Below are 22,821 nucleotides of genomic sequence, written 5' to 3'. Positions count from 1 at the left end.
TACGCTGTTACTCGAACAGCGCGCTAATCGATTCTTCATTGCTGACTCGACGCATGGATTCTGCGAGCAAGTCAGCGATAGTAAGCTGGCGAATTTTGCCAAGGGCTTTGGCTTCGTCCGTCAAGGGTATAGTGTCGGTCACAATTAACTCGTCTAGGCTGGAATTTCGCAAATTCTCGATTGCCTTGCCCGACAAAACGGCGTGTGTGCAGTAAGCGACTACCTTGACGGCGCCTCGTTCTTTTAACGCATCCGCGGCCTTGCAAAGCGTTCCCGCTGTGTCGACCATGTCGTCAACCAGTAAGCAGGTGCGGCCGTCTACATTACCGATTAAGTTCATCACCTGTGCTTCATTGGCTTGGGGGCGACGTTTATCGATAATGGCGAGATCCGCATCCCCTAACTGTTTGGCGATAGCGCGCGCGCGCACAACACCGCCAATGTCCGGCGACACCACAATCAAGTCTTTGTAGCCGCAAGCAACGATATCGCTATTAAGCACTGGTGAAGCGTAAATGTTGTCAACGGGGCAGGCAAAAAAGCCCTGAATTTGCTCTGCGTGAAGATCGACGGTAAGCACGCGGTCCACGCCGACGTTAACGATCATGTCTGCAACCACTTTGGCTGAGATAGGTACGCGAGCAGACCTTACGCGTCGGTCTTGACGGGCGTAGCCGAAGTAAGGAACGACTGCGGTGATTCGTGCCGCCGACGCTCGACGCAGTGCGTCGATCATAACGACCAATTCCATCAGATTGTCGTTGGTCGGCGCGCAAGTGGGTTGTACTATAAACACATCTTTGCCGCGCACATTTTCGTTGAGCTCGACGGCGATTTCGCCATCGCTGAAGCTGCTAACTGTGGCATTTCCAAGAGATAAATACAGGCGGCTTGCAACCTTACGGGCAAGATCTAAATTCGCGTTGCCCGCAAAAACCATCATTCTAGTGGACACGTTGCTTCCTCTGGGTGCTGATTGGGCGATGATGAGTTCGCACAAAAATGGCTGGGGTGGGAGGATTCGAACCTCCGAATGCCGGGATCAAAACCCGGTGCCTTGCCGCTTGGCGACACCCCAGTTATTCGTTTATTTCAGTGCAGTAACGATGGGTGACTGGTTTACACCCTGTGCCACAAAGGCCCGACTGCCTGCTGGAACTTGCTGCGCTATTTTAGCCGCTCGTGCCCTAGATTGACACTCTAAAAATACACAACTTCCGGTTCCAGTGAGCCGCGGCGTTCCATATTGACCAAGCCATTCAGCAACAGCTTTGACCTCTGGAAACTTTTGGAAGACAACGCTTTCGCAGTCGTTCCGATACCGCCCCTCGAAAAAGGTCGCTATTGTGATGGCGGGCGTGTCTCGTGTCAATTCCTTAGTTTGAAAAATTTCAGCGGTCGCAATCGAAACTTTGGGCTTTACGATCAAAAATATCTTTTCTGGCAAGTTGATTGGGGTGAGGTGTTCGCCAATACCCTCAGCCCAGGCGCTGTGGCCGTGCACAAAAACAGGAATGTCTGCGCCTAATTCGCGACCAATCTCCGCCAATGTGTCGGCTGTTAAGTCCAGTTTCCAAAGTTTGTTGAGCACCAAAAGCACGCTTGCAGCATTCGAACTGCCCCCGCCAAGGCCTGCTCCGTCCGGGATGTGTTTATCGATTTCGATGTGCGCTCCCAGGTCGAGTTTGTCAGTGTGGGCCCGCAAGGCGAGGGCTGCTTTAACGGCAAGATTGCGCTCGGGTGCGAGCGGTATCTTGGGACATGTCAGAGTAATCTTAGCGGATTGATTCGCTCTAATGCGAATATCATCGCCCCAATCAAGCAGTTGAAACACCGTTTGTAGGTGGTGATAGCCGTCGCTGCGTTGGCCGGTAATGTGCAAAAACAAATTGAGTTTAGCGGGCGATACACCCTCGAATGCAGTCTCGTTTGCGGTCATTTTTGTGGTGTCCAACGCACGATGAATATTTTTAGAGTGTTGCCACTCTTATGCGATAGGCGAAGTTTTTGCGGCAAACGGACACCATGTTGTTCTTGCCACGCGCTAACCTCTAAACGCCAGTCTAGCGTTTCAGTCTGGGCTGCGTCGTTACCCAGTAGCCAGTCGGGAAGCAAGTGTATAGGTAGCAATACGTCATCCTGCAATTCGAGATTACCCTGGTCTAGCCAAAGTCTATTGTCGCCGTTTGCACTGCTCACATTGCAATAACGCAGATTGCAGTCTATGCGACTTTTGCCAATGCCGAAGGCGCCACTGAGCTCTCCACTGAGCAAGCCAGGCGTATAGTCAAAGTGGGCATAGCCCGAGCCCGATTCTTTCGGGCCAGCAAAGGCAATCTTGGTGTCCATTGACCAACGAGTAGCATCTGTCGCTGAGGGTGTTATAGGTTGCTGGGCGCAAGCACCCAGCCATAGCGTCAGCAGAGCAATGAGGAGCTTGCGCATTATTGGGTGACGAGCAATGCAGGTTGCAGACGTTTCAGTGTGTCAATCAGCGCCTGATGTTGGGGCGCCGCCTCTATGGCTGCCGTCCACAATTTGGTTGCCTCTTCGGCTCTGCCCATCGCCATCAGCACTTCACCAAGATGGGCGGCGATTTCGGGGTCTTGCATTTGTTGGTAGGCTAATTGCAGCTGTTGCTCTGCCTCCTGCAGGCGGCCAAGTTTGAACAAAACCCAGCCCATTGAATCGAGGATGGCGGGCTCACCCGGCGCCAACTCAAGTGCCTTTGAGATCAGTTCGAAGGCTTCTTCGTAGCGATCGGTTTGATCCGCTAAGGTATAGCCCAGTGCATTTAGCACAGTCGCATTGTTCGGGCTGATCGACAAAATGATGCGAAGATCCGCCTCTAACTGGGCCAAATTCCCCAGCCGTTGGGCGGCCATTGCCCGGGCGTAGCGCAATGACTCGGAGTTGGGATATACCGTTAGCGCTTTGTTGAGAAGCTCCACGGTTGCTTCGTCTTCTTCGGCCGTGCTGAGGACCTGGGCTTCGAGCGCGAACAGCTGTTCGCCTCGGCGAGGGAAGCGAGTGCGTTGGTTTTCTAGATAGGCGTGCAACTCTTGGAGCTGGTTTGTTTGCAGCAACATGGCGGCCACACGGCGGCTGGCGATTAAAAAGTGCTGGCCATCGCCTACGTGTTGGTAGTGATCCATCGCCGCTTGTAATGCGCCTTCTTGCTGGGCTATTTCGCCCAGATAATAGTGGGCTTCATCGATAAGTTGCTCTAAGGCGAGGCACTGGCGCAGGTAGGCTTTGGCGGCAAGAGAGTCATTAAGCTCTTTGTTGAGCAGCGCCAGGGCCATTAGGTACTCCCCTTTACGAGGGTGGTCGGCCGACAAAATTTCGTATTGCGTGCGGGCCGCCGACACGTCGGTGCCCGCGAGTAATTGCGCATAGTGTTGGCGCAGCGCTTCGTTATTGGGATTGGTTTTTACCGCTTGAGCCAGCCCGTCCAGCGGGCTCTCATGTTTGAGACTCAGTTGCAGGCGGGCCTGTAGCATGAGGGCCTGAATGTTTTGAGGTTCAGCCGCCAATAATTCGTTTACAAAGGTCAGAGCGCGCGTGTTATCACCATCTTCTGCAGCCATCAGAGCGCGGGCAAAGGTCAAGGAGCGCTCTTGTGAGCCATCGAGTTTGGCATCGATGCGTTGTTTTAGAATTTCACGTTCGGGAGAACTTAGGTCGGGGTAGGCTCTTGCTAGCATGCCAAAGTCAACGATTGCACCTTCTTGTGCAGCGTCGTAAAAATAGTCAAAGGCTTTAGCCCCGGCTCCGCGTCGCAGTGCTAAGATGCCCGCTAGGCGTCCCGCCTCGGGGTTGTTTGGTTCCTGCGCCAGCCAGCGTTTTACCAGCACAGATACAGCAGATTCGTCACCCAAGAATTGCGCTATGCGAGTAGCGCGCGCTGAAACCTCTACGTCATCAACTTGCGTTGCTAGGTCTTGGTACAGGCGTAACGCTTGTCGGTAGTCGCCTTGGCGTAAGGCAAACTCAGCCAGCAAAAAGTCATACACCAATTCATCGGGTATGGGGGCTTCCTGACGAATGATTTGAGGTTCTATCGTGCTCACGGGATCTGCAGTCGCTGCAGCAATCGGCTGCTGTACGGGCGCCGAACTGCAGGCGGATAATAGGCCTGCTAACACTGTGACAGAGATAATTCGTCTCATCGCCGATTCTCAATACGTTTTCGTCAATAATGCCACAATAATAGGGTAATCCCTAGGGTGTGTGCCATGTTCGTAGGGCAGAGTACGAAGGAATTTGTGATAGACTTGCGCGCTGTTGCAAAGTCGCTGTGTATGAGTAGATCAAATGTCCGTTTTGTTGATCGGTTTAAACCACAATTCCGCCGCCGTTTCGGTGCGCGAGCGCGTGGCATTTGGTCCTGATCAGCTCTCGGACGCGGTGCAGCAGCTGGCGTCCTTACAAGACAGCGAAGCCAGCATTCTATCCACCTGCAATCGCACGGAATTGCTGCTGGCACGCGATTCGGAGTCGCCACTTGAGGCGGAGGCCGTGATCCAGTGGCTGCACGAGTACCATCGGTTGCCGGCTGGTGAGCTTGACGGCCATCTTTATCTGCACACGGATGTCGATGCGGTGGGGCATATCATGCAGGTTGCCGCAGGCTTGGATTCCCTTGTACTTGGCGAGCCGCAAATTTTGGGTCAGCTGAAATCGGCTTATGCCCTGGCGCGCGAGTGTGGCACGGTGGGAGCGGTGCTGAATAGGCTGTATCAGCGCGTATTCGCTGCCGCTAAGCGCGTGCGCACCGAGACCGCTATTGGGGAAAATCCTGTGTCCGTCGCCTACGCTGCAGTCGATTTGGCGGGTCGCATCTATGAGTCTATGGCCAGTGTCAATGTGTTGCTAGTGGGCGCCGGTGAAACCATAGAGTTAGTGGGTACTCACCTGCGTCAAGCGGGCGCAAATCGCATGCTTATTGCCAATCGAAGCCTCGACCGCGGCCTAAGTTTAGCTAAAAAATTAGGTGCAGAGGCCTGTGTCTTGGGCGATTTGCCTGAGGTCTTACCGCAAGTCGATATTGTCGTGTCATCGACGGCAAGCCAATTGCCGATTATCGGTAAAGGTTTGGTCGAGACGGCTTTGCGGAAACGGCGTCATGAGCCGATGTTGTTCATTGACATCGCGGTGCCTCGCGATGTGGAATCCGAGGTTGCCGAACTGCACGATGTGTACCTGTATACGGTAGACGACTTGCGCGATATTGTTGACCAAAATAGGGCGCAACGTGAAACAGAGGCGAATAAAGCTCGCGAAATTCTCAATCAAGAATTGGTGCTTTACACTCGCAGTCGACGAGCCGATGCGTCAAAGCCATGGATTAAATATTATCGTGATCAGGCCTTTGCACTGACCGATTTAGAACTTGAACGGGCTCGAAAAGAGCTTGGCGCGGGCGCCGACCCTGAGGCTGTGTTGGAATCTATGGCCCGTGCTATCACCAATAAATTGATACACGCGCCCAGCCAAGGTTTGCGCAGTATTGCAGAACAAAACGTCGCAGAGCTCGATGTCGCCAAGCGCCTGCTGGGTCTGCCCGACGAATTAGATCAATAAACTGAAGGAGTGCGGTCATCCGCAACAATGAAATCATCACTGTTACATAAGTTGGAATTGCTGGTAGAGCGACATGAAGAAGTATCGGCCTTGTTAAGCGACGCCGAGACCATTAGCAATCAAGAACGTTTTCGAGAGTTGTCGCGCGAGTACTCGGAACTAGAGGAAGTGGTTGCTACGTTTAAGCGATACCAGACCGCCAAAGACGATATGGAAGCCGCGCAACTTATGCTGTTAGACGACGACCCTGATATGCGCGAGATGGCGGAGGAAGAGCTCGATGCCGCTAAAGAAGCAATAGAGGCACTGGAAATTGAGCTGCAACGCTTGCTGTTACCTAAAGACCCTAAAGACTCCGCTAACGTCTTCCTTGAGATTCGCGCGGGTACGGGCGGTGACGAGGCCGCTATATTTTCAGGTGACTTATTTAGAATGTACTCGCGTTATGCCGAGCGCATGAAGTGGCGGTTAGAGGTTTTGTCCGAGCGTGCTGGTGAGCACGGTGGCTATAAAGAAATCATTACCCGGGTAGAGGGGCGAGACGTCTACGCACACTTAAAGTTCGAATCTGGCGCTCACCGCGTGCAGCGAGTACCAGAGACCGAATCGCAAGGACGAATACACACGTCTGCCTGTACCGTTGCCGTGATGGCAGAGGCCGCAGAAGTCGATGCCATCGAGATTAACAAGGCCGACATTCGGGTCGATACATTCCGAGCCTCAGGTGCCGGTGGTCAGCACGTCAACAAGACCGACTCGGCTATTCGCATTACTCACCTGCCTACAGGCATTGTGGTGGAGTGCCAGGACGAGCGCTCTCAGCACAAAAACCGAGCACGCGCGATGTCGTTGTTACAGGCTAAGCTGGATACTGCAGCAGAAGAAAAAGCCGCGTCAGAGCAGGCTCAAGAGCGCCGGAATCTCGTGGGAACCGGCGATCGATCTGATCGCATCCGAACGTACAACTTCCCGCAAGGGCGAATGACCGATCACCGCATTAATCTCACCCTCTACAAGTTGGATGAGATTATGGAAGGCGACCTCGACTCGGTAGTGACCCCGCTGCGTCAAGAATACCAGGCGGATCAGTTAGCGGCATTGTCCGACGACTAGCGATGACGATTGCCGAGTGCTTGCGTTGGGCCAAAGCGCTGTTACCAGCAGACAGCGCTAATCTAGAGGCTCACTTGCTGCTTGAACAGGTCTCCGGCTTAGAGCGAACAACACTCTTCGCTTGGCCTGAACGTGAATTGGCTCCGCGCGTTGTGCAACAATATCGGGCATTGGTTGACAGACGCGCCAGCGGTGTTCCTGTCGCGTATTTGTTGGGACGCCGAGAATTCTATGGCTTGGACTTACACGTTGATCAACGCGTATTGATTCCTCGACCTGAGACCGAACTGCTGGTCGATGTAGCCTTAGGGCTCGCCCTGGATGTAAAGGCTGAGGTTCTCGATTTAGGCACGGGTTCTGGCGCTATCGCTTTGGCGCTGGCCTCCCAGCGCCCTCAGTGGTCAATATGTGCGGTCGATCGCAGCGAAGATGCTTTAGACGTCGCTACGGCCAACCAAGAAAACCTCGGCATTAAGAATATCGATTTTTATTGCAGCGATTGGTTTGCCTCACTGCCGCAGTATCAGTTTGATTTAATTGTGTCCAACCCACCTTATGTCGAGCCTGACTCGGCATACTTGCAGCAAGGTGACGTACGGTTCGAACCCATAAAAGCCCTGGTCGCACCGAATGCTGGCCTAGCGGATTTGTTCGCAATAATCGATCAGGCACCCAAGTATTTAAAGTCGGGTGGCACTCTTTGGTTAGAGCATGGCTACCAACAGGCCGAGCGCTTGCGTCAACGGTTTATTGATCTGGGATATCAGGGTGCACAGACACATTGTGACCTTCAGGGTTTGGATCGCGTTACAGGCGCGCAGTGGGCTTGAATTAATGGTACACTCCGCGCGGTTTAGTAAAAGCGACAATCGCGCAGGAGCACATGAGCACATTCAGTTTGGCCGATCAGGCCAATGCCGACACACGAACTTTTGAGTCTTTGGATCTCGACGAACGTCTGTTAAAAGGGATTAAAGATTTGGGGTTTGTGACATGCTCGCCCATTCAAGGCGCGATACTACCCCACACGCTGCGCGGTTTAGATGCGATTGGTAAGGCGCAAACAGGCACAGGTAAAACAGCAGCGTTTTTGATTACGGTCTTCAATGACTTATTAGCGCATCCTATCGACGACGAGCGTTTCGTGGGCGAGCCGCGAGCCTTGGTGATTGCGCCAACGCGTGAGCTGGTCATGCAAATCGCCGAGGACGCAAAGGATTTGGGCAAATACACAGGTTTGCGCGTGGTGACCCTCATTGGCGGTATGGATTACCAAAAGCAACTGCAAAAGCTGGATCAAGAGCCCGTTGATTTAGTGGTGGCAACACCAGGTCGTCTGATTGATTTTATGACGCGGCAAGACCTGTTTTTGGATCGCGTAGAAACCATCGTATTGGACGAAGCGGACCGCATGCTGGATATGGGCTTCATTCCTCAGGTCAAGCGAATTGTGCGCGCTACGCCCCCGAAAGAGCACCGGCAAACGCTGTTGTTTTCGGCGACCTTTACGCAAGACATTATCAACCTGTCCGAGCAGTGGACTTACAAGCCGATTAAGATCGAGATCGAACCTGAAAGTGTTGCAACAGCGAACGTCGATCAAAAAGTGTATTTAGTCTCGGCTGAGCAGCGCTACAAAATTTTACTCAATCTTCTGCGTGATGAGGCAGCCACCAGCGTGATCGTGTTCGCCAATCGCCGTGATCAGGTTCGGCATTTGTACGAACGTTTGCGGAAAGCGAGCATACCCTGTGGTGTGCTATCGGGCGAGATTCCGCAAAATAAACGCACCCGCACATTGGAAGATTTTAAGCGCGGCAAGCTCAAAGTGTTGGTGGCCACTGATGTTGCAGGGCGTGGTATTCACGTCGACGGCGTATCGCATGTGGTCAACTATAATCTGCCCGAAGATCCAGATGATTACGTGCATCGCATCGGTCGCACCGGGCGGGCAGGTGCCACAGGGACCTCGATTAGCTTTGCAAGCGAGGACGATGCCTTCTTGTTGCCCGATATCGAAGCGCTCTTGGGTGAGCGCTTAGAATGCGAGCACCCGCCCGAAAGTTTGTTGGCTTAAGATTGTAGTCTCGGTGACCCGCCGGCTTGCTGGTCGCAATACAGCAAGGTGGCACCGGCCACTGCAGCTGGCACGATAATTAAATTTAAGATAGGTATGCTGACGCACAGTGCTACGCTACCGCCAAATCCCATGGTCGTTAAGCGCTCTTGACCCGCGAACTCGATGACCGCTTTAAAACTTTGCCGATGATTGTCGAGCGGATAGTCTAGAAACTGCAGGCTCATCATCCACGCTCCCAGCAAAAACCACAGAAAAGGCACGGCGAAGTTTACCAGGGGTATCCAAGTGCAAATAAAGACCAGTATGGCCATGGGTAAGTAGTAGGCCAGTTTGCGCAGTTCGCGCATAATTGACATAGGGACAGCCATCAAGGCAGCACTCATAGTCTCGAAACCTTCCACCTCTTGGCCCGTGTAGTGCTCCTCGACCTTTTCCGCGAGTAAACTGTTAAAAGGCGAGGCGATCATTAGGGTTACCGTGGTAAATAAATAGCCACTCAGCAAGCCAAACAGTAACACCAGCAGTGGCCAAATGATCCATTCAATAAAGCTCATCCAGGCAGGCAGTGATTGTATCCATTCCGGTACTAAGGCGTTCAGATAAGAGATTGCCCAGCCGATCAAGCTGCCGAAGACGATCATATTGATGGCAAGTGGTATTAAAATAAATACCATGAGCTTTGGTACTCGCATCAGTTGAATGCCGCGTATTAAGTATTGAATGCCCTGGGTTGGATTGCCGCGCATAGAGAAGGCCTTTGTGTTCAAGAAGGGTTGTGGGGGTAAGTAAGCCAAAAAATGGGTTCGGCGTACAGCCCAGCTGTCGCTATAATACAACGGCAGGCCGCAGAGGAAAGAGTATGAACGAAGACGAACTGGACTTATTCACACAAGAATTCGCCGACGTAAAACCCCTGCGGCAGGATGAGCGGGTGGTTCGTTCTAAAGCCCCGAGTTTGGCGGCGGACGCGGTAGAGCGACGGCGTGAAGCTGCCGTGACGGGACCCCAAGCCGATAACAACATTTTGACGGAAGAGGGTATTGCGGCGCTCGACCCTTGGTTTGTGCTTGATTTCAAACGCCCGGGTATTCAAAACGGTGTGTATCGCAAGTTAAAACAAGGCAAGTACGATACCGAGGCGCGCTTAGATTTGCATCGAATGCGAGTGGTGCAGGCGCGTAAAGCCGTCTTTGAGTTTGTCGAGCAAGCCCTGGAACTGGGTCTGCGCACGGTGATTATTGTGCACGGCAGAGGCGAACGTAAGGCAGAAAAAGAGCAGGCGGCCATCTTAAAAGGGTGCGTCAACCACTGGCTGCGCGAGCTCGATGCCGTTCAAGCTTTTCACAGCGCTCAGCCCCAGCACGGCGGGACGGGCGCGGTGTACATTCTGTTGCGAAAAAACGAGATCCAAAAACAAGTGAATCGCGAGCGCTTTATGCGCTACTAGCGCTGAAATTACTTCAGCGCTTTGTTCAGCAGTTCGTTGACAAGCTTTGGGTTGGCCTGGCCTTTCGACGCTTTCATGATCTGCCCGACAAAAAAGCCCAACAGTTTTTTCTGCTTACCGTCATCGGCCGCTCGATATTGCGCTACCTGATCGGGGTTGTTCGCAACCACCTCGTTGACCAGACTCTCTAATGCGCCTGAATCGCTCACTTGCTTCAGGCCGCGTTGCTCGATAATGGCGTCGACGTCGCCTTCGCCTTGCCACAGGGCATCAAATACTTGCTTAGCCATTTTACTCGACAGCGTATTGTCTTTAATGCGCACAATGAGTTGGCCGAGCTGCTGTGCACTCACAGGTGCTTGCTCTAACTCGATATTGTTGGCATTAAGCTGTGCGGCGAGTTCCGACAACATCCAGTTGGCGGCCAGTTTCGCGTCACCACCGGCTGCGGCGGCGTCTTCAAAATAATTGGCCATGGCTTGGCTATCGCACAGAGCCCTGGCGTCGTAGTCGCCCAAGCCGTACTGTTCTTTAAAGCGCTCCCGCTTGGCATCGGGCAGCTCTGGTAAACTGGCTCGAATGGCGTCGATCGTCTCATCGTTTAATACGACGGGCAGTAAATCGGGGTCGGGGAAGTAGCGATAGTCATTGGCGACTTCTTTTGAGCGCATCGAGCGCGTCTCATCTCGCTCGGCATCGTACAGGCGTGTTTCTTGAATAATGACACCGCCGTCTTCTAGGACATCCGATTGCCGCTCGATTTCACTATGAATAGCGCGCTCTACGAAACGAAACGAGTTGACGTTTTTGATTTCGGTGCGAGTGCCAAATTCGCTCGCACCTGGACGGCGCAACGATAAATTGATGTCACAGCGCATTGAACCCTGTGACATATCGCCATCGGAAATACCTAAGTAAGTGACCAGAGTGTGCAGTGCTTTGAGGTAAGCGACCGCTTCTTCCGCGCTACGAATGTCGGGTTCGCTGACGATTTCAAGTAAAGGCGTGCCGGCTCGGTTCAAGTCAATGCCCGAAGCGCCGGGAATGGCATCATGTAGCGATTTGCCGGCGTCCTCTTCGAGGTGCGCGCGGGTAATACCTATTGTCTTGGTGGTGCCGTCAGATAAAGTGACTGTGAAGGCTCCCTTGCCAACGATGGGCTGTTCGAACTGACTTATTTGGTACCCTTTGGGTAAGTCAGGGTAGAAGTAGTTTTTGCGATCGAAGACCGACCGTTGCCCAATTTCGGCGCCGATACCCAATCCGAAAAGTACGGCGAAACGCACCGCTTGCTCATTGAGCACCGGGAGCATGCCGGGCATGGCTAAATCAACCGCGCTGGCTTGAGTGTTGGGTTCGGCCCCAAAACGGGTCGAGCTTCCGGAAAATATTTTGGATTGGGTGGCAAGCTGCAGGTGTACCTCGAGCCCGATAACGACTTCCCAACTCATGACTCACCTCCTGCAATGAGACCGGGGCGACGAGTATGCCAGTCGGTATTTTGTTGGTACTGGTGCGCCGTTCGCAGCAGGGTCGACTCGTCAAAATGATTGCCAATTAACTGCAGTCCAACGGGGCGATGATCGTAAAATCCTGCGGGCATCGATAAGCCAGGTAGGCCGGCAAGATTAACCGCCAAGGTGTAGATGTCTTCCAAATACATGGCCACGGGATCTTGCGTTTTGCTATTTAAACCAAATGCTGGGCCAGGGGTTGTGGGGCTAGCAATGATATCGACTTGGGTAAAAGCCTTGGCAAAATCCTCTGCGATGAGGCGTCGCGCGCGTTGTGCTTGTCCGTAATAGGCGTCGTAGTAACCGCTGGACAGTGAGTAGGTGCCGACTAAAATACGGCGTTGAACTTCTTTACCAAAGCCTTCACTGCGACTACGCACATAGAGGTCTTGAAGGTCCTTTGGGTTGTCGCACCGATAGCCATAGCGAACGCCGTCGTAGCGAGAAAGGTTGGTCGACGCTTCCGCCGGCGCGATGATGTAGTAAGCGGGAATCGCAAGGCCTGTCTGCTGCAGGTCGATGTCAATGAGCTGAGCCCCAAGCTTTTCAAGCTCACGCAAAGATTGTTGCAAGATCCCCGCCATTTTGGCGTCGAGTTGCTCATTAAAATATTGGCGTGGAATGCCAATGCGCAAACCTGCGATCGACGTGTTTAATTGTTCGGAGTAACGTATGGTCGGGTGGCCACTTGAGGTGGAATCTTTAAGGTCAAAGCCCGCCATGGCCTCGAGTAAAATTGCGCAATCGTCGGCGCTTTTCGCCATTACGCCACCTTGATCTAGCGATGAGGCATAAGCCACCATACCTAAGCGCGACACCCGTCCATAGGTAGGTTTTAAGCCAGTGATACCGCAAAACGCTGCGGGCTGGCGGATCGAACCCCCAGTATCAGTGCCCGTGGCTGCCACACATAATTCAGCAGCGACCGCCGCTGCGGAGCCGCCCGACGAGCCGCCGGGGACACAGTCTAGATCCCAGGGGTTTTTGACCGCGCCAAAAAAGCTGTTCTCGTTAGACGAGCCCATGGCAAATTCGTCGAGATTGGTTTTGCCCAAAGTTACTGCGCCCGCGGTGTCGATTCGTTCGACAACTGTCGCGTCGTAGGGCGGAACAAAATTGGCCAGCATTTTCGATGCACAGGTGGTGGCTAAATTGCGGGTACAAAATAAATCTTTGTGGGCGATGGGAATGCCGCACAGCAGGGAGGCGTCGCCCCTGCTCAAACGCTCATCGGCAGCTTGCGCCTGCGCCAGTGCGCGCTCAGATGCGACGGTGATATAGCTATTCAATTGGTCGTCACGTTGTTCAATGCGCTGCAGGTAGTCTTGGGTGAGCTCCACCGCCGAACGTGTACCTTGGCGTAACTCAGTCGCGAGGGTTCGGATGCTGGCAGTCATTATTCAATCACCGGAGGTACGACGTACAGGCCTTCTTCAGCAGCGGGTGCAATCGCTTGGAAGGCTTCACGATGGTTGGTTTCTGTCACGGCATCTACCCGCAGACGTTGGACTTCGTCGCGGGGGTGGGCCATGGGAGTTACGCCTTGTAAATCTAGAGCCTGTAATTGGTCTACGAGGCCTAAAATCTGGTTGATTGCGTGGGTCACCGGCTCGGCTTGCTCGGCCTCAAGTTGCAAACGAGCGAGTGTTGCCACCTCGCTGAGTTGACTGGTTGTGACGGACATATGGACTCTCTCTTTTCGCAGGCGGGCGAGTTTATCACAACGCTGTCCTTGCCCAAAATCGCGGGCATTGATAGAGTTGTCGAAAGAGAGGATAATTCAGCTTTTAAGCCGAACCGAGCGCAATTTGTGGTGTTTTTGAGCTGCGATACTCGATCTAAATGCGTCGCCTCGCCGGCCATTCCAACCCAACACTAGGGAAACGAAAACAACATGTTCAAACGACTGCGCGGTATGTTCTCTAACGATCTATCGATCGACTTGGGTACTGCAAATACCCTCATATACGTAAAAGACCAGGGAATCGTGTTGAACGAGCCATCAGTGGTGGCTATTCGTATTCACAATGGCCAGAAGTCGATCGAAGCGGTAGGTACCGAGGCCAAGCGTATGTTGGGTAGGACGCCGGGCAATATCACGGCCATTCGCCCATTAAAAGATGGTGTCATTGCAGATTTTCAGGTCACCGAAAAAATGTTGCAGCACTTCATCGCGAAAGTTCACGAAACACGCTTTATTCGCCCGAGCCCCCGAGTGCTTGTCTGTGTACCCTGTATGTCAACGCAAGTCGAGCGTCGGGCGATTCGTGAAAGTGCCCTGAGTGCAGGCGCTCGTGATGTTCGTCTCATTGAAGAACCGATGGCGGCCGCGCTTGGGGCGGGCTTGAATGTCGAGGAGGCCACCGGCTGTATGGTGGTCGATATCGGTGGTGGCACTACCGAAATCGCGATTATTTCGCTCAACGGCGTGGTTTACAGCGATTCTGTGCGCGTGGGTGGCGATCGCTTTGACGAAGCCATTATTGCCCACGTTCGACGTCGCTATGGCAGCTTGATTGGCGAGGCGACCGCAGAGCGGATTAAGCAAGAAATTGGTTGTGCCTTCCCCGGCGGCGAGATGCGTGAGATCGACGTGCGAGGGCGTAACTTGGCAGAGGGCGTGCCTCGAAGCTTTACGCTAACGAGTGACGAGATCCTAGAAGCTCTGTCGGACCCACTGCAACTTATCGTTCAAGGCGTTAAGTCTGCGCTGGAACAATCGCCGCCAGAACTCGCGGGCGATATCGCGGAATCGGGCGTAGTATTGACCGGTGGTGGCGCTTTGTTGCGTGATTTGGATAAGCTGATTTCCTCCGAAACTGGCCTGCCCGTGGTGATCTCGGATGATCCCCTGACGTGTGTGGCGCGCGGCGGCGGTATTGCGATGGAACGTATGGATCGGCACACCTTGGAGTTGTTGTCTAGCGAGTAAATCGGCGTGCACTAACCACGCGGGTTAAGGGAGAGACACATCAAACCGCTGTTCATCAAGAAGTCACGACTTGGACTACGTGCGGGTCTGTTAACTGCCCTGCTAGTCGTGATGTGGGTGGCAGATCGTCAAACGGACTTGCTTGATCCTGTCCGTCGCGCTGGGCTTGATGCTACGGACTTTATTTTCGACGTGGCAGCCGTTCCACGCAATATATGGCAGGCGTTGTCGGAGGCTAGTCGTTCTGAAGATGCCCTGTATAATCGGGTTGATCAACTCGAGCGCGAAAATCTCGTACTACAGGCCAAGCTGCAGCAAATGGTGGCGTTGCGTGCTGAGAACTCACGCTTACGTGCTCTCATGAATGCCGGGCCGCGCGAGCGTAATGATGTCTTGGCGACAGAAATTATTGGCGTGTCACCCAACCCAAACCGACAAATCATAGCGATCGATCACGGCAGTAATGAACGGGTTTATCCGGGGCAGCCACTCATTGACTCTGATGGCCTGCTGGGCCAAGTTATTGAAGTCGCCAGTGATACCGCCCAGGTTATGTTGATTAGTGACGCGAGTCATTCGGTACCTGTCCAAATCATCCGCAATTCGGTGCGCGCGATTGCTGAGGGCACCGGTGACCTCAATCGTTTACGCATCGAGTATTTATCGACGACCACCGATGTGGAAGTAGGCGACCAGCTTGTGACCTCAGGTTTGGGTGGGCGTTTCCCCATGGGTTACCCAGTGGCCAAAGTGGTCGCTGTAGAGCGTACCGATGGCGACCGATTTGCGACCGTTTGGGCAGAGCCTTTGGCTCAGCTCAGTCGAACTCGGCACGGTTTGTTGTTGTTTCCAGAGGGTGCTTTGGCCTCTGACATTACTCTCGGTTCAAGAGCTATCGCGCCGTGATACGTGATTCACTGGTGGTACTTTTCACCTTGGTGATTGCGATGTTGCTCAGTATTTGGACGACCGAGGTGTCGGGCCTACCCCTGCTGATTGATTGGGTGGCCTTGGTGCTGTTTTATTGGGTCGTTGCTCTGCCTGCCAGGGTTGGCCTGACCTATGCATTGTTAACGGGATTTACCGTTGACGTGCTGAGTGCAAGCCCCTTGGGCCATTACGCTTTGATTATGACTTTGGTGTGTCTGTTTGGGCAGTTGATCTGCTTGCGTTTTCGTAAAATGGACGTTTTGTCTCAGATAGCGCTGGTGTTCATGCTTGCCGGTGTCGCGCGCTTTATTGATGTTTGGCTGGCATCGTTCGAGACTCAAGCTGTTGCAGTGACTCCCCCTCTGTTAACCGCCTTGTGTAGCGCCCTGGTGTGGCCCGTGGTAATGCAAATTTTGCGCTATTTCAGGCGCTATCATGGCCTAACAGAATGGTGATTTTAGCGTCTCAGTCGCCGCGTCGTCGTGAGCTTCTCGCCCGTATTGTATCCGACTTTCAGGTTCGTCCTGCGGACATCGACGAGACGCCGCGTGCCAACGAATCTGCTGAGCAATACGTTCAGCGCTTGGCTCATGAAAAGGCAACAAAGGTACAGGAGGTGTGCGCTGGGAGTTGTATTATCGCCGCTGATACTACCGTGGTGGTTGATGACCTCATGTTGCAAAAGCCCGAGTCAGAGCAGGAGGCTTTTGCGATGCTTTCGAGTTTGAGGGGGCGAGAACACCGGGTGCTAACCGGGTTGGCCGTCTATACGTCGACGCGCCGAGCCCTCAAGGTTGTGAGCACGAGCGTGCGCTTTGCCTGTGTGAGTGACGATTTGATCAAGGCATACATCGCCACGGGTGAACCGAGTGATAAAGCCGGGGCTTATGCCTTGCAGGGTGTTGGCGATGTACTGGTGGAATCGATCGAGGGCTCAGTGAGCAACGTCATCGGTCTGCCCCTGCAGATCTTAAGCGAACTTTTGGTTGCCTCGGGAGTGAATTTGTCATTATCCCGGAGTGTCGATTAGGGTGTAGAATTCAGCCCATGTCTTCCAATACACCGCATTTTTATGATCGCTTGAGCAGTTTGCTGTGGCGGATTATTGTTTTCAGCATTGTACTGCTCGCGGTGTATGTCAGTTTTGGCCGTTTGTTGTCTCACCATGTTGACCGGTATCGCGAACCCATCATTGATCGCATCAATCACGCTATCCCTGGCCGACTCGAAGCTGAGCGAATTGCACTGCGATGGGAGTCGTTTGCTCCGACGCTTGTATTAAATGAGGTGATTCTTTACGGTGATTCTGGCGCCATCTCTGGGACTCGTGTTGAATTTGAAGCAGCAGAACTCAGCGTCGATATTGTAGCGTCTCTGCGGCTTTGGATGCCGAGTGTGTCGAGTTTGGCGATCAAGGGACTGCAGGTGGAATACCAAGTCGGTCTCAACAGCGAGGCGGCGAACAATGCGCCACGGTCCGCACAGTCCTTACAGTTTTTGACCCGGGTTCTGGAAGTGCTGATGGATAAGACTCGGCGCCTTGATATAAGTGCCGCGCGTATAGGGGTCAACCGAGAGAATAAATACTACGAGGCTCTCTTGGACTTCGATTACTGGCGAGATGGCAGTGAGCGCCAGCTCAAGATAACTATCGGCGACAGTACCGGAACCGATATTCAGGTGCTCGCCCAAGGGCTCGGTAACCCACTGCGACCAGAGGAATTTAACGGTAGTGGCTTTGCCTCGCTGGCGATGAGCCAGGAGCCTCTGGAAATCTTGTCAGGCAGTGCGCCCATAGCGGCACAGCAAAGCGCTGGGTTTGCTCTTACGGCGTATTTGCAGGCACAAGCGAACGATTGGCGCTTGGGTGGGCATTGGTCCTTTTCTGGGCTCAATTTACGCAACCCAAGCGCTGATGCTCAGCTCTCAGGTGAGCTCAGGGTCGATACCGATTTTAAGCATGCGGCTGCGCGCTTGTTTAATCTGAAGCTAGAGACTCAGTCTGAGCCTTTAGTTTTGCCGAACATGAGAGCGCACTGGCGAGACGGTGCACTACTGTTAAACAGCGAGACTCTGGATGTGCAGCAGCTGAGTCGTCTGTTACGCGAGGTGGCTAAAGACAGCACTCTGGCTAAGACCTTGGAAGAGCTCGAGCCGCAAGGACGCGTCCTACAACCCCGAATGCTGTGGCGTCAAGGTCAAAACAACCTGCGCGCGCATCTCAAATTAGACGGTGTGAGTATTGAAGCCTCCGATAAACGAGCGGGTGGTGCCGGTATTACCGGTGACGTGTGGTTACGAGATAATAAAGCGATGTTTCAACTCAACACCCCTGTGCTCGAGTTAGCGTTGCCTACCGTTTACGCCAAGCCCTTAGAAATAGCGAATGCGACCGCTGAGCTATACGCCTCTTGGGATGCTGCCGTTTTGCACCTTCGGGCGGATAATATTCATGGCTTGGCGGCGGTGGGCGATACGCACGGTAAGCTGGCGCTGAAACTGCCGTTTCAACAGGGGGTCGTTGCACCCGAAATGGAGCTTTATCTGGGCGTAAGTGAGGGTAATGCCGCCGCTCGCAACACCGTTATTCCCGCTACCATTCCAGAGAATTTGCAACGCTGGCTAGATACCGCGATTGGAGACGCGGCCGCTCGTGATCTGGGTTTTTTCTATCGCGGCTCGCTCCTGAAAGAAGAGCGAGATGCTCGCAGCATCGGCTTGATAGGCCGTCTCCAAGCCATGGAATTAAAATTTTTACCCGATTGGCCGGCGCTGACTATCGACTCGGCTGTGCTGATTATGGATGATGAGCAGACCGGCCTTTGGTTAGAGCAAGGAGGCTTGCCCGGTGTCAGGGCGAGCTCAGTAGGTGCAGAGGTGTGGCTTGATCTCGAGCGGCAACCACACTTGAGTATTGATGGCTCGATCCGGGGACAACTGGGTGCTGCTCTAGCCGATCTGCGAGAGTCACCGCTGGCGATTTATGTCCCGCAGACGAGTGGCAGCTGGGACGTTCAAGGCGAGATAGCTGGCCGGTTAACCATCGATACTCCTTTGGTCGGTGTGGTTCGTCCCGAGGTGAGTCTCAGTTTGAACTTACATGATGTAGGCCTGACTCCGGCGCCCGGTCTGACGCTTCGCAATATACACGGTGATCTCGCTTACAGCACCGAAGACGGATTTTCTGCCGAAACCTTAACGGGTAATGTTTGGGGGCAGTCTTTACAAGCGCGTATTGCCACACAGGTGGGTGAGGTCCAAACAACGCATATTGAGTTCTCCAGCGCGCTGCACGGCCCCTCGTTGGAAGCGTTTATGAATCTTGGTATTCAAGGTCACTTGCACGGCGAGAGCACGGTTGATGGCATTTTGGTGTTGGCCCCTGAGCAAGCCGCGTTACAGTTGACGAGTGATTTAAAGGGGCTGCAGATAGATCTACCCGAGCCTTTGGCAAAGCCAGCCGCTGCAAGCTTGGCGATGCGGTTTGATCTGGATCTTCGCGACCCAGCATTGCGCGGTGCGCTGCTACTAGGACAAGCGATGACCCTTGATGCTCAGTTTGCGACTGATCAAACTGGGTTTGCTGTCGGTCTTGGTCGATCGCCGCTCCCGCTGGAGGCCGGTTTATCAAGTCTTACCGGCGCTTTGCCTCGGCTTGATCTTGACGCTTGGCGGTCCGTTTTACCCGAGTCTAACGAGGCATCGCAGGCGCATTACCTTGTCCAGGATCTGCGGGTAGAGCGATTGCACTTTATGCAGCGCGAACTCGATTCCGTGGTATTAATGGCGGAGCGACAAGCGTCGGACTGGTTTATTGGCTGGCAAACCCAGTGGTTGAGCGGAGAGTTGAGTAGCAAGACGCAAGATGATCACTGGCGCCTACACCTAATCGATGTTGATTTGCAGGCGTTCGCTGAGCTCTGGGTGGATCAGGCAGAGTCGAGCCAAGGCTGGTCTGACTTGCCCGAGCTGCACGTCAGTTTTGACCAAGTCCGTGAGGGTGACCAGGTTTTAGGACGAGGTGAACTGCGCTTGTCTCAGAGTGACGAGGACTACACGCTAATGGTGATGAACGGCGAGTGGCGTAAACTCCGGGCCGATCCTGAACAGCCGATTACCTTGATGTGGCCCAAGCAAGGCGTGATGAATTCGCGCGTGTCGGGTGGTGTCTTGGTTGATAATTTAGGTGAGGTGTTTGAGGCGTTCGGTTATGAAAGCGTGCTAAAGACCCAGTCAGGCCGAGCTGATTTCGATTTAGAGTGGCCAGGTGGTCCAGAGCAGTTCGGTTTTGCTGGTACCGACGGGCAGCTCAAAATTCGCCTCAAAGACGGCAAATTCTTGAAAGCGTCAGCGGGTGCTCAGGGCGCTCTGAAGGTGATCACGATATTGAATTTTGCTGATATTGTGAGTCGTTTGAGTTTGACTCAGCTGTTTGAATCGGGCGTGCCGTTTAATCAGCTTGCGATCGATGCCAGTGCCGACCTGGGTTTGATTAATATCGATAAGATGAACATGGAGAGTAGCGCCAGTCGTTTTCAGTTTTCCGGGCAGGCTAACTTACTGGATGAAAGTTTGGATGGTCGTTTGATTGCGACCTTGCCCGTGGCCAGCAATCTGCCGTGGTTAGCGGCACTGACCGGAGGGCTTCCCGCTGCGGCTGGTGTGTATGTCATTAGCAAAATTTTTGAGAAGCAGGTCGATAAATTTTCGAGCGCTGTTTATTCGGTGAAGGGTACGTGGCAAGAACCTGAACTCGCCTTCGATAAGTTATTCGATACCAAACTACCTAAGCCAAAAGCGGGCGCTGAGCAGGGTGGCTCGGAAGAAACTGATCAGACTCAAACGGAGCAAGATGTTTTAGATGAGCCCGATGTTTTGGGAGGGCCCGGGGCCGCAGGTGATCAGCCGAGCCCTGACCAGACTGAAGCGTCTGTATCAGAGCAAGGCGTGTCGCCGAATTAAGGTGTCCCGCTAGGACTCTCGGGTGGACGCTACAGGGAGTTTTATGCGTCGAGTGCTGAGAAAATAGCTTTATACAATTTTCGATAGGACGCCGGTGGCGCCCCTTTGCTTCGTTCTTTTTGCGCTTGTTGCCACAAGCCGCGAAGCTGACTGCGTTCGGCGTGTTGGAATTCGCCGACAAATGCGTTAATCGCATTCATGCCATCAGCCATAATGTCGTCTCGCCAACGCTCAGCCATGTGATGTTTGTGAGCAGCTTCTTTATCGGTTTCGTGTTCACGATTTAGCGCTGCCATAATTGCGGTAGTATCGAGGCTTCTTAAGCGCTTGCCCAAGAATTGAATCTGTCGTTTACGACCGCTATTCGCGGTAATTCTCCGCGCGAGCTCAATACCCTCTTGCAAGGTTTCGTCTTCGATGGGAATTTGATCAAGACGTTTTTGTGGCAGTTCAACCAGCACTCTTGCGAGGTCCGTAAGCTCGGCCAGTTGTCGTTTCACCGCGCTTTTACTGGGGGGCAGGTCATCCCAGTCATCCCACTCTTCATCTTGCATAAAATAGTGTCGCTAATCCTAGAAATGACAAAAAACCCACAACGTCAGTAACGGTCGTCAGAATAACGCCGCCGGCGAGCGCAGGATCGATACCAATGCGGTTTAAAAATAAAGGCAGTGTTGCCCCCGTCAGCGCGGCCGTGATTAGGTTAATGATTAATGCGATGGCGATGACTAGGGACAAAGTCCAGTCGTTGAACCACAAAGAAGCTGCGACGCCAACGACTGCGGCCCAGAGAAAACCATTAATCATGCCGACAGCTAATTCTCGATTGATCAGCCAGCCTTGGTTGCTACGAGAAATCTGCCCCACCGCGATACCACGAACCAAAACCGTTAGGGTTTGAGTGCCGGCGATGCCACCCATGGAGGCTACGATGGGCATAAGCACCGCTAACGCGACGACCTTTTCGATGGTTTCTTGAAATAAATTAATCACACTCGCGGCGACAAAGGCCGTTAATAAATTAATGCCTAGCCACAAAGCACGTCGCGGAGTGGTGCGAAGAATCGGTGCGAAGGTGTCTTGTTCTTCGTCCAGACCCGCCATTGACATAAACGAATGGTCAGCATCTTCACGGATCACGTCGACGACGTCGTCGATCGTGATGCGTCCTAGGAGTTTGCGGTTTTCATCGACCACCGGCGCCGATACCCAGTCGTTGCGCTCGAATAAGCGAGCCACTTCAGTATCGGGCATGTTGGCGGGGATAGGATCGATGTCGGTAATCATCATTTCGCGCACCGATGCCGAGGGATCAGAGACCAATAGGGTGCGCAAAGGCAGCAAACCGATGTATTGATCTTGGCTGTTCACCACGATCAGACTGTCGGTCATGGACGGGATTTCGGAATGGCGCCGAAGGTAACGCAGGACCACATCCATTGTGACGCGCGCCCGAATGGTAATGGCATCGGTGGTCATCAAACCACCCGCTGTATCCTCTGAATAGGTCAAGACCCGCTCGATACGCGCTCGATCCTGCTGGTCCATTGACGCCAACACTTCTTGCGTGACGGCGCCCGGTAATTGCTGCAGAATATCGGCGATGTCGTCGTCCGCCATCCCCTCGGTCATTACCGCAACCTCGGCGGCATCCATCTCGGCGAGGAATAAACTCTGCAGTTCCTCGCTCAGTTCGCCGATGACTTCACCTTCAATCTCGGTGTCGACGAGTTGCCACAGAATGTGTCGAAGTTTCGGTGTCGACGATTCGATCAGGTGGGCGACATCTGCCGGGGGCATGTCATTGAGCATGCTACTCACGTCGGCAATGCGCGCACTGTCGCGCGAGTTCAGTAACGACTCGAGCTTATCGTGGGCAATGGAGGTGAGTTTTGAGCTCATGTGCGGGCTTCCTATCTACTGCGGACTAGGATACCAGATTTAGCAAAACCTCACTGAGGAAATTATTGAGCGAGCAGCGGAATTATTCGCCTTCATCAAAGCGTTTGTTAATGAGTGTTTTGAGGGCTTCCCACGCCTCTGCTTCATCTTTCCCTTCGATGCAGACATGTAAAACGGTGCCTTTCGCAGCGGCGAGCATCATAACAGCCATGATGCTTTTGCCATCCACCAAGCTCTTGGGGTCTTTGCCTACTCGACAGGCCGAACCGAATTGTCCCGTACACGCAATGAACTTCGCTGCCGCTCGTGCGTGTAAGCCCAATTTGTTAATGATTTCAATTTGTGCTTCGATCAT

21 protein-coding genes and 1 tRNA gene are annotated in these 22,821 nt (G+C 53.4%); 10 read left to right on the top strand and 12 right to left on the bottom strand.

All coding sequences use genetic code 11. The annotated features are described in order from the left end of the window. Positions 1-7: 7 nt before the first annotated feature. The 5 genes from EYZ66_RS11015 to EYZ66_RS10995 all read right to left on the bottom strand — a co-directional run bounded on the left by EYZ66_RS11015 (position 8) and on the right by EYZ66_RS10995 (position 4,172). Positions 8-940, bottom strand: a complete 933-nt coding sequence (locus EYZ66_RS11015; RefSeq protein WP_040817277.1) for a ribose-phosphate pyrophosphokinase — start codon at positions 938-940, stop codon at positions 8-10. A gap of 63 nt (positions 941-1,003) precedes the next feature. Continuing rightward, a tRNA-Gln gene (locus EYZ66_RS11010) sits at positions 1,004-1,078 on the bottom strand. 9 nt (positions 1,079-1,087) lie between these two features. Further along, complete coding sequence (ispE, locus tag EYZ66_RS11005) at positions 1,088-1,939, bottom strand: 4-(cytidine 5'-diphospho)-2-C-methyl-D-erythritol kinase (RefSeq protein ID WP_009576742.1); 852 nt, start codon at positions 1,937-1,939, stop codon at positions 1,088-1,090. Next, on the bottom strand, positions 1,936-2,445 hold the full coding sequence (locus EYZ66_RS11000; protein ID WP_040817260.1) for a lipoprotein insertase outer membrane protein LolB: 510 nt from the start codon (positions 2,443-2,445) through the stop codon (positions 1,936-1,938). Before EYZ66_RS11000 ends, ispE begins: the two co-directional genes overlap by 4 nt. Further along, the gene (locus EYZ66_RS10995; protein WP_050793459.1) at positions 2,445-4,172 is read right to left on the bottom strand and encodes a tetratricopeptide repeat protein; all 1,728 of its coding nucleotides are present in this window, start codon (positions 4,170-4,172) and stop codon (positions 2,445-2,447) included. The genes EYZ66_RS11000 and EYZ66_RS10995 overlap by 1 nt, the downstream gene beginning before the upstream one ends. A gap of 145 nt (positions 4,173-4,317) precedes the next feature. Here EYZ66_RS10995 and hemA point away from each other — a divergent pair, with 145 nt between their 5' ends. The 4 genes from hemA to rhlB are packed head-to-tail and all read left to right on the top strand — an operon-like array spanning position 4,318 to position 8,776. After that, positions 4,318-5,586, top strand: coding sequence for a glutamyl-tRNA reductase (gene hemA / locus EYZ66_RS10990; RefSeq protein WP_009576739.1), 1,269 nt, complete (start codon positions 4,318-4,320; stop codon positions 5,584-5,586). A 27-nt stretch (positions 5,587-5,613) separates the two neighbouring features. Continuing rightward, the gene (prfA, locus tag EYZ66_RS10985; RefSeq protein ID WP_009576738.1) at positions 5,614-6,699 is read left to right on the top strand and encodes a peptide chain release factor 1; all 1,086 of its coding nucleotides are present in this window, start codon (positions 5,614-5,616) and stop codon (positions 6,697-6,699) included. 2 nt (positions 6,700-6,701) lie between these two features. After that, entirely contained in the window at positions 6,702-7,529 is an 828-nt protein-coding gene (gene prmC, locus EYZ66_RS10980; RefSeq protein ID WP_009576737.1) for a peptide chain release factor N(5)-glutamine methyltransferase, read from the top strand. A 53-nt stretch (positions 7,530-7,582) separates the two neighbouring features. Then, positions 7,583-8,776 (top strand): ATP-dependent RNA helicase RhlB, encoded by a 1,194-nt coding sequence (gene rhlB, locus EYZ66_RS10975; protein WP_009576736.1) that lies wholly within the window; start codon positions 7,583-7,585, stop codon positions 8,774-8,776. Here the strand turns inward: rhlB and cysZ are convergent. Further along, the gene (gene cysZ, locus EYZ66_RS10970; RefSeq protein WP_160195673.1) at positions 8,773-9,525 is read right to left on the bottom strand and encodes a sulfate transporter CysZ; all 753 of its coding nucleotides are present in this window, start codon (positions 9,523-9,525) and stop codon (positions 8,773-8,775) included. The genes rhlB and cysZ overlap by 4 nt on opposite strands. A 113-nt stretch (positions 9,526-9,638) precedes the next feature. Here cysZ and smrA point away from each other — a divergent pair, with 113 nt between their 5' ends. Next, the gene (gene smrA, locus EYZ66_RS10965) at positions 9,639-10,226 is read left to right on the top strand and encodes a DNA endonuclease SmrA (RefSeq protein ID WP_009576665.1); all 588 of its coding nucleotides are present in this window, start codon (positions 9,639-9,641) and stop codon (positions 10,224-10,226) included. An 8-nt stretch (positions 10,227-10,234) separates the two neighbouring features. Here smrA and gatB read toward each other — a convergent pair whose 3' ends face one another. From gatB to gatC, 3 genes are read right to left on the bottom strand one after another with little or no spacing between them, the layout of a single operon-like run. Further along, entirely contained in the window at positions 10,235-11,677 is a 1,443-nt protein-coding gene (gatB, locus tag EYZ66_RS10960; protein WP_009576664.1) for an Asp-tRNA(Asn)/Glu-tRNA(Gln) amidotransferase subunit GatB, read from the bottom strand. Beyond that, positions 11,674-13,137, bottom strand: coding sequence for an Asp-tRNA(Asn)/Glu-tRNA(Gln) amidotransferase subunit GatA (gatA, locus tag EYZ66_RS10955; RefSeq protein WP_009576663.1), 1,464 nt, complete (start codon positions 13,135-13,137; stop codon positions 11,674-11,676). The genes gatB and gatA overlap by 4 nt, the downstream gene beginning before the upstream one ends. Continuing rightward, positions 13,137-13,424 (bottom strand): Asp-tRNA(Asn)/Glu-tRNA(Gln) amidotransferase subunit GatC, encoded by a 288-nt coding sequence (gene gatC, locus EYZ66_RS10950; protein ID WP_009576662.1) that lies wholly within the window; start codon positions 13,422-13,424, stop codon positions 13,137-13,139. The genes gatA and gatC overlap by 1 nt, the downstream gene beginning before the upstream one ends. A gap of 210 nt (positions 13,425-13,634) precedes the next feature. Here gatC and EYZ66_RS10945 point away from each other — a divergent pair, with 210 nt between their 5' ends. Genes EYZ66_RS10945 through EYZ66_RS10925 form a run of 5 tightly spaced genes read left to right on the top strand, consistent with a single transcriptional unit; the run spans position 13,635 to position 20,564 of the window. After that, positions 13,635-14,672, top strand: coding sequence for a rod shape-determining protein (locus tag EYZ66_RS10945; RefSeq protein WP_009576660.1), 1,038 nt, complete (start codon positions 13,635-13,637; stop codon positions 14,670-14,672). A gap of 39 nt (positions 14,673-14,711) precedes the next feature. Next, positions 14,712-15,578, top strand: coding sequence for a rod shape-determining protein MreC (gene mreC, locus EYZ66_RS10940; RefSeq protein ID WP_050793453.1), 867 nt, complete (start codon positions 14,712-14,714; stop codon positions 15,576-15,578). Further along, a complete protein-coding gene (gene mreD, locus EYZ66_RS10935; protein WP_050793452.1) occupies positions 15,575-16,057 on the top strand; it encodes a rod shape-determining protein MreD in 483 nt (160 codons plus the stop codon). Before mreC ends, mreD begins: the two co-directional genes overlap by 4 nt. Further along, positions 16,051-16,632, top strand: coding sequence for a Maf family protein (locus tag EYZ66_RS10930; protein WP_009576657.1), 582 nt, complete (start codon positions 16,051-16,053; stop codon positions 16,630-16,632). Before mreD ends, EYZ66_RS10930 begins: the two co-directional genes overlap by 7 nt. Positions 16,633-16,649: 17 nt before the next feature. Beyond that, positions 16,650-20,564 (top strand): YhdP family phospholipid transporter, encoded by a 3,915-nt coding sequence (locus tag EYZ66_RS10925; RefSeq protein ID WP_009576656.1) that lies wholly within the window; start codon positions 16,650-16,652, stop codon positions 20,562-20,564. A gap of 41 nt (positions 20,565-20,605) precedes the next feature. Here the strand turns inward: EYZ66_RS10925 and yjgA are convergent, their stop codons facing one another. From yjgA to EYZ66_RS10910, 3 genes are all read right to left on the bottom strand, one after another. Next, positions 20,606-21,118 carry a ribosome biogenesis factor YjgA gene (gene yjgA, locus EYZ66_RS10920; protein WP_009576655.1) on the bottom strand — a complete coding sequence of 171 codons (513 nt, stop codon included), beginning with the start codon at positions 21,116-21,118 and terminating at the stop codon, positions 20,606-20,608. Beyond that, positions 21,108-22,466 carry a magnesium transporter gene (gene mgtE, locus EYZ66_RS10915; protein ID WP_009576654.1) on the bottom strand — a complete coding sequence of 453 codons (1,359 nt, stop codon included), beginning with the start codon at positions 22,464-22,466 and terminating at the stop codon, positions 21,108-21,110. Before mgtE ends, yjgA begins: the two co-directional genes overlap by 11 nt. Before the next feature lie 82 nt (positions 22,467-22,548). After that, on the bottom strand, positions 22,549-22,821 hold the full coding sequence (locus EYZ66_RS10910; RefSeq protein ID WP_009576653.1) for an HPr family phosphocarrier protein: 273 nt from the start codon (positions 22,819-22,821) through the stop codon (positions 22,549-22,551).

The organism is Aequoribacter fuscus (assembly GCF_009910365.1).
In the GTDB taxonomy this organism is placed as follows: domain Bacteria; phylum Pseudomonadota; class Gammaproteobacteria; order Pseudomonadales; family Halieaceae; genus Aequoribacter; species Aequoribacter fuscus.
The sequence above is the reverse complement of the archived record's forward strand: the minus strand, read 5'-3'. Positions and strand labels throughout refer to the sequence as shown.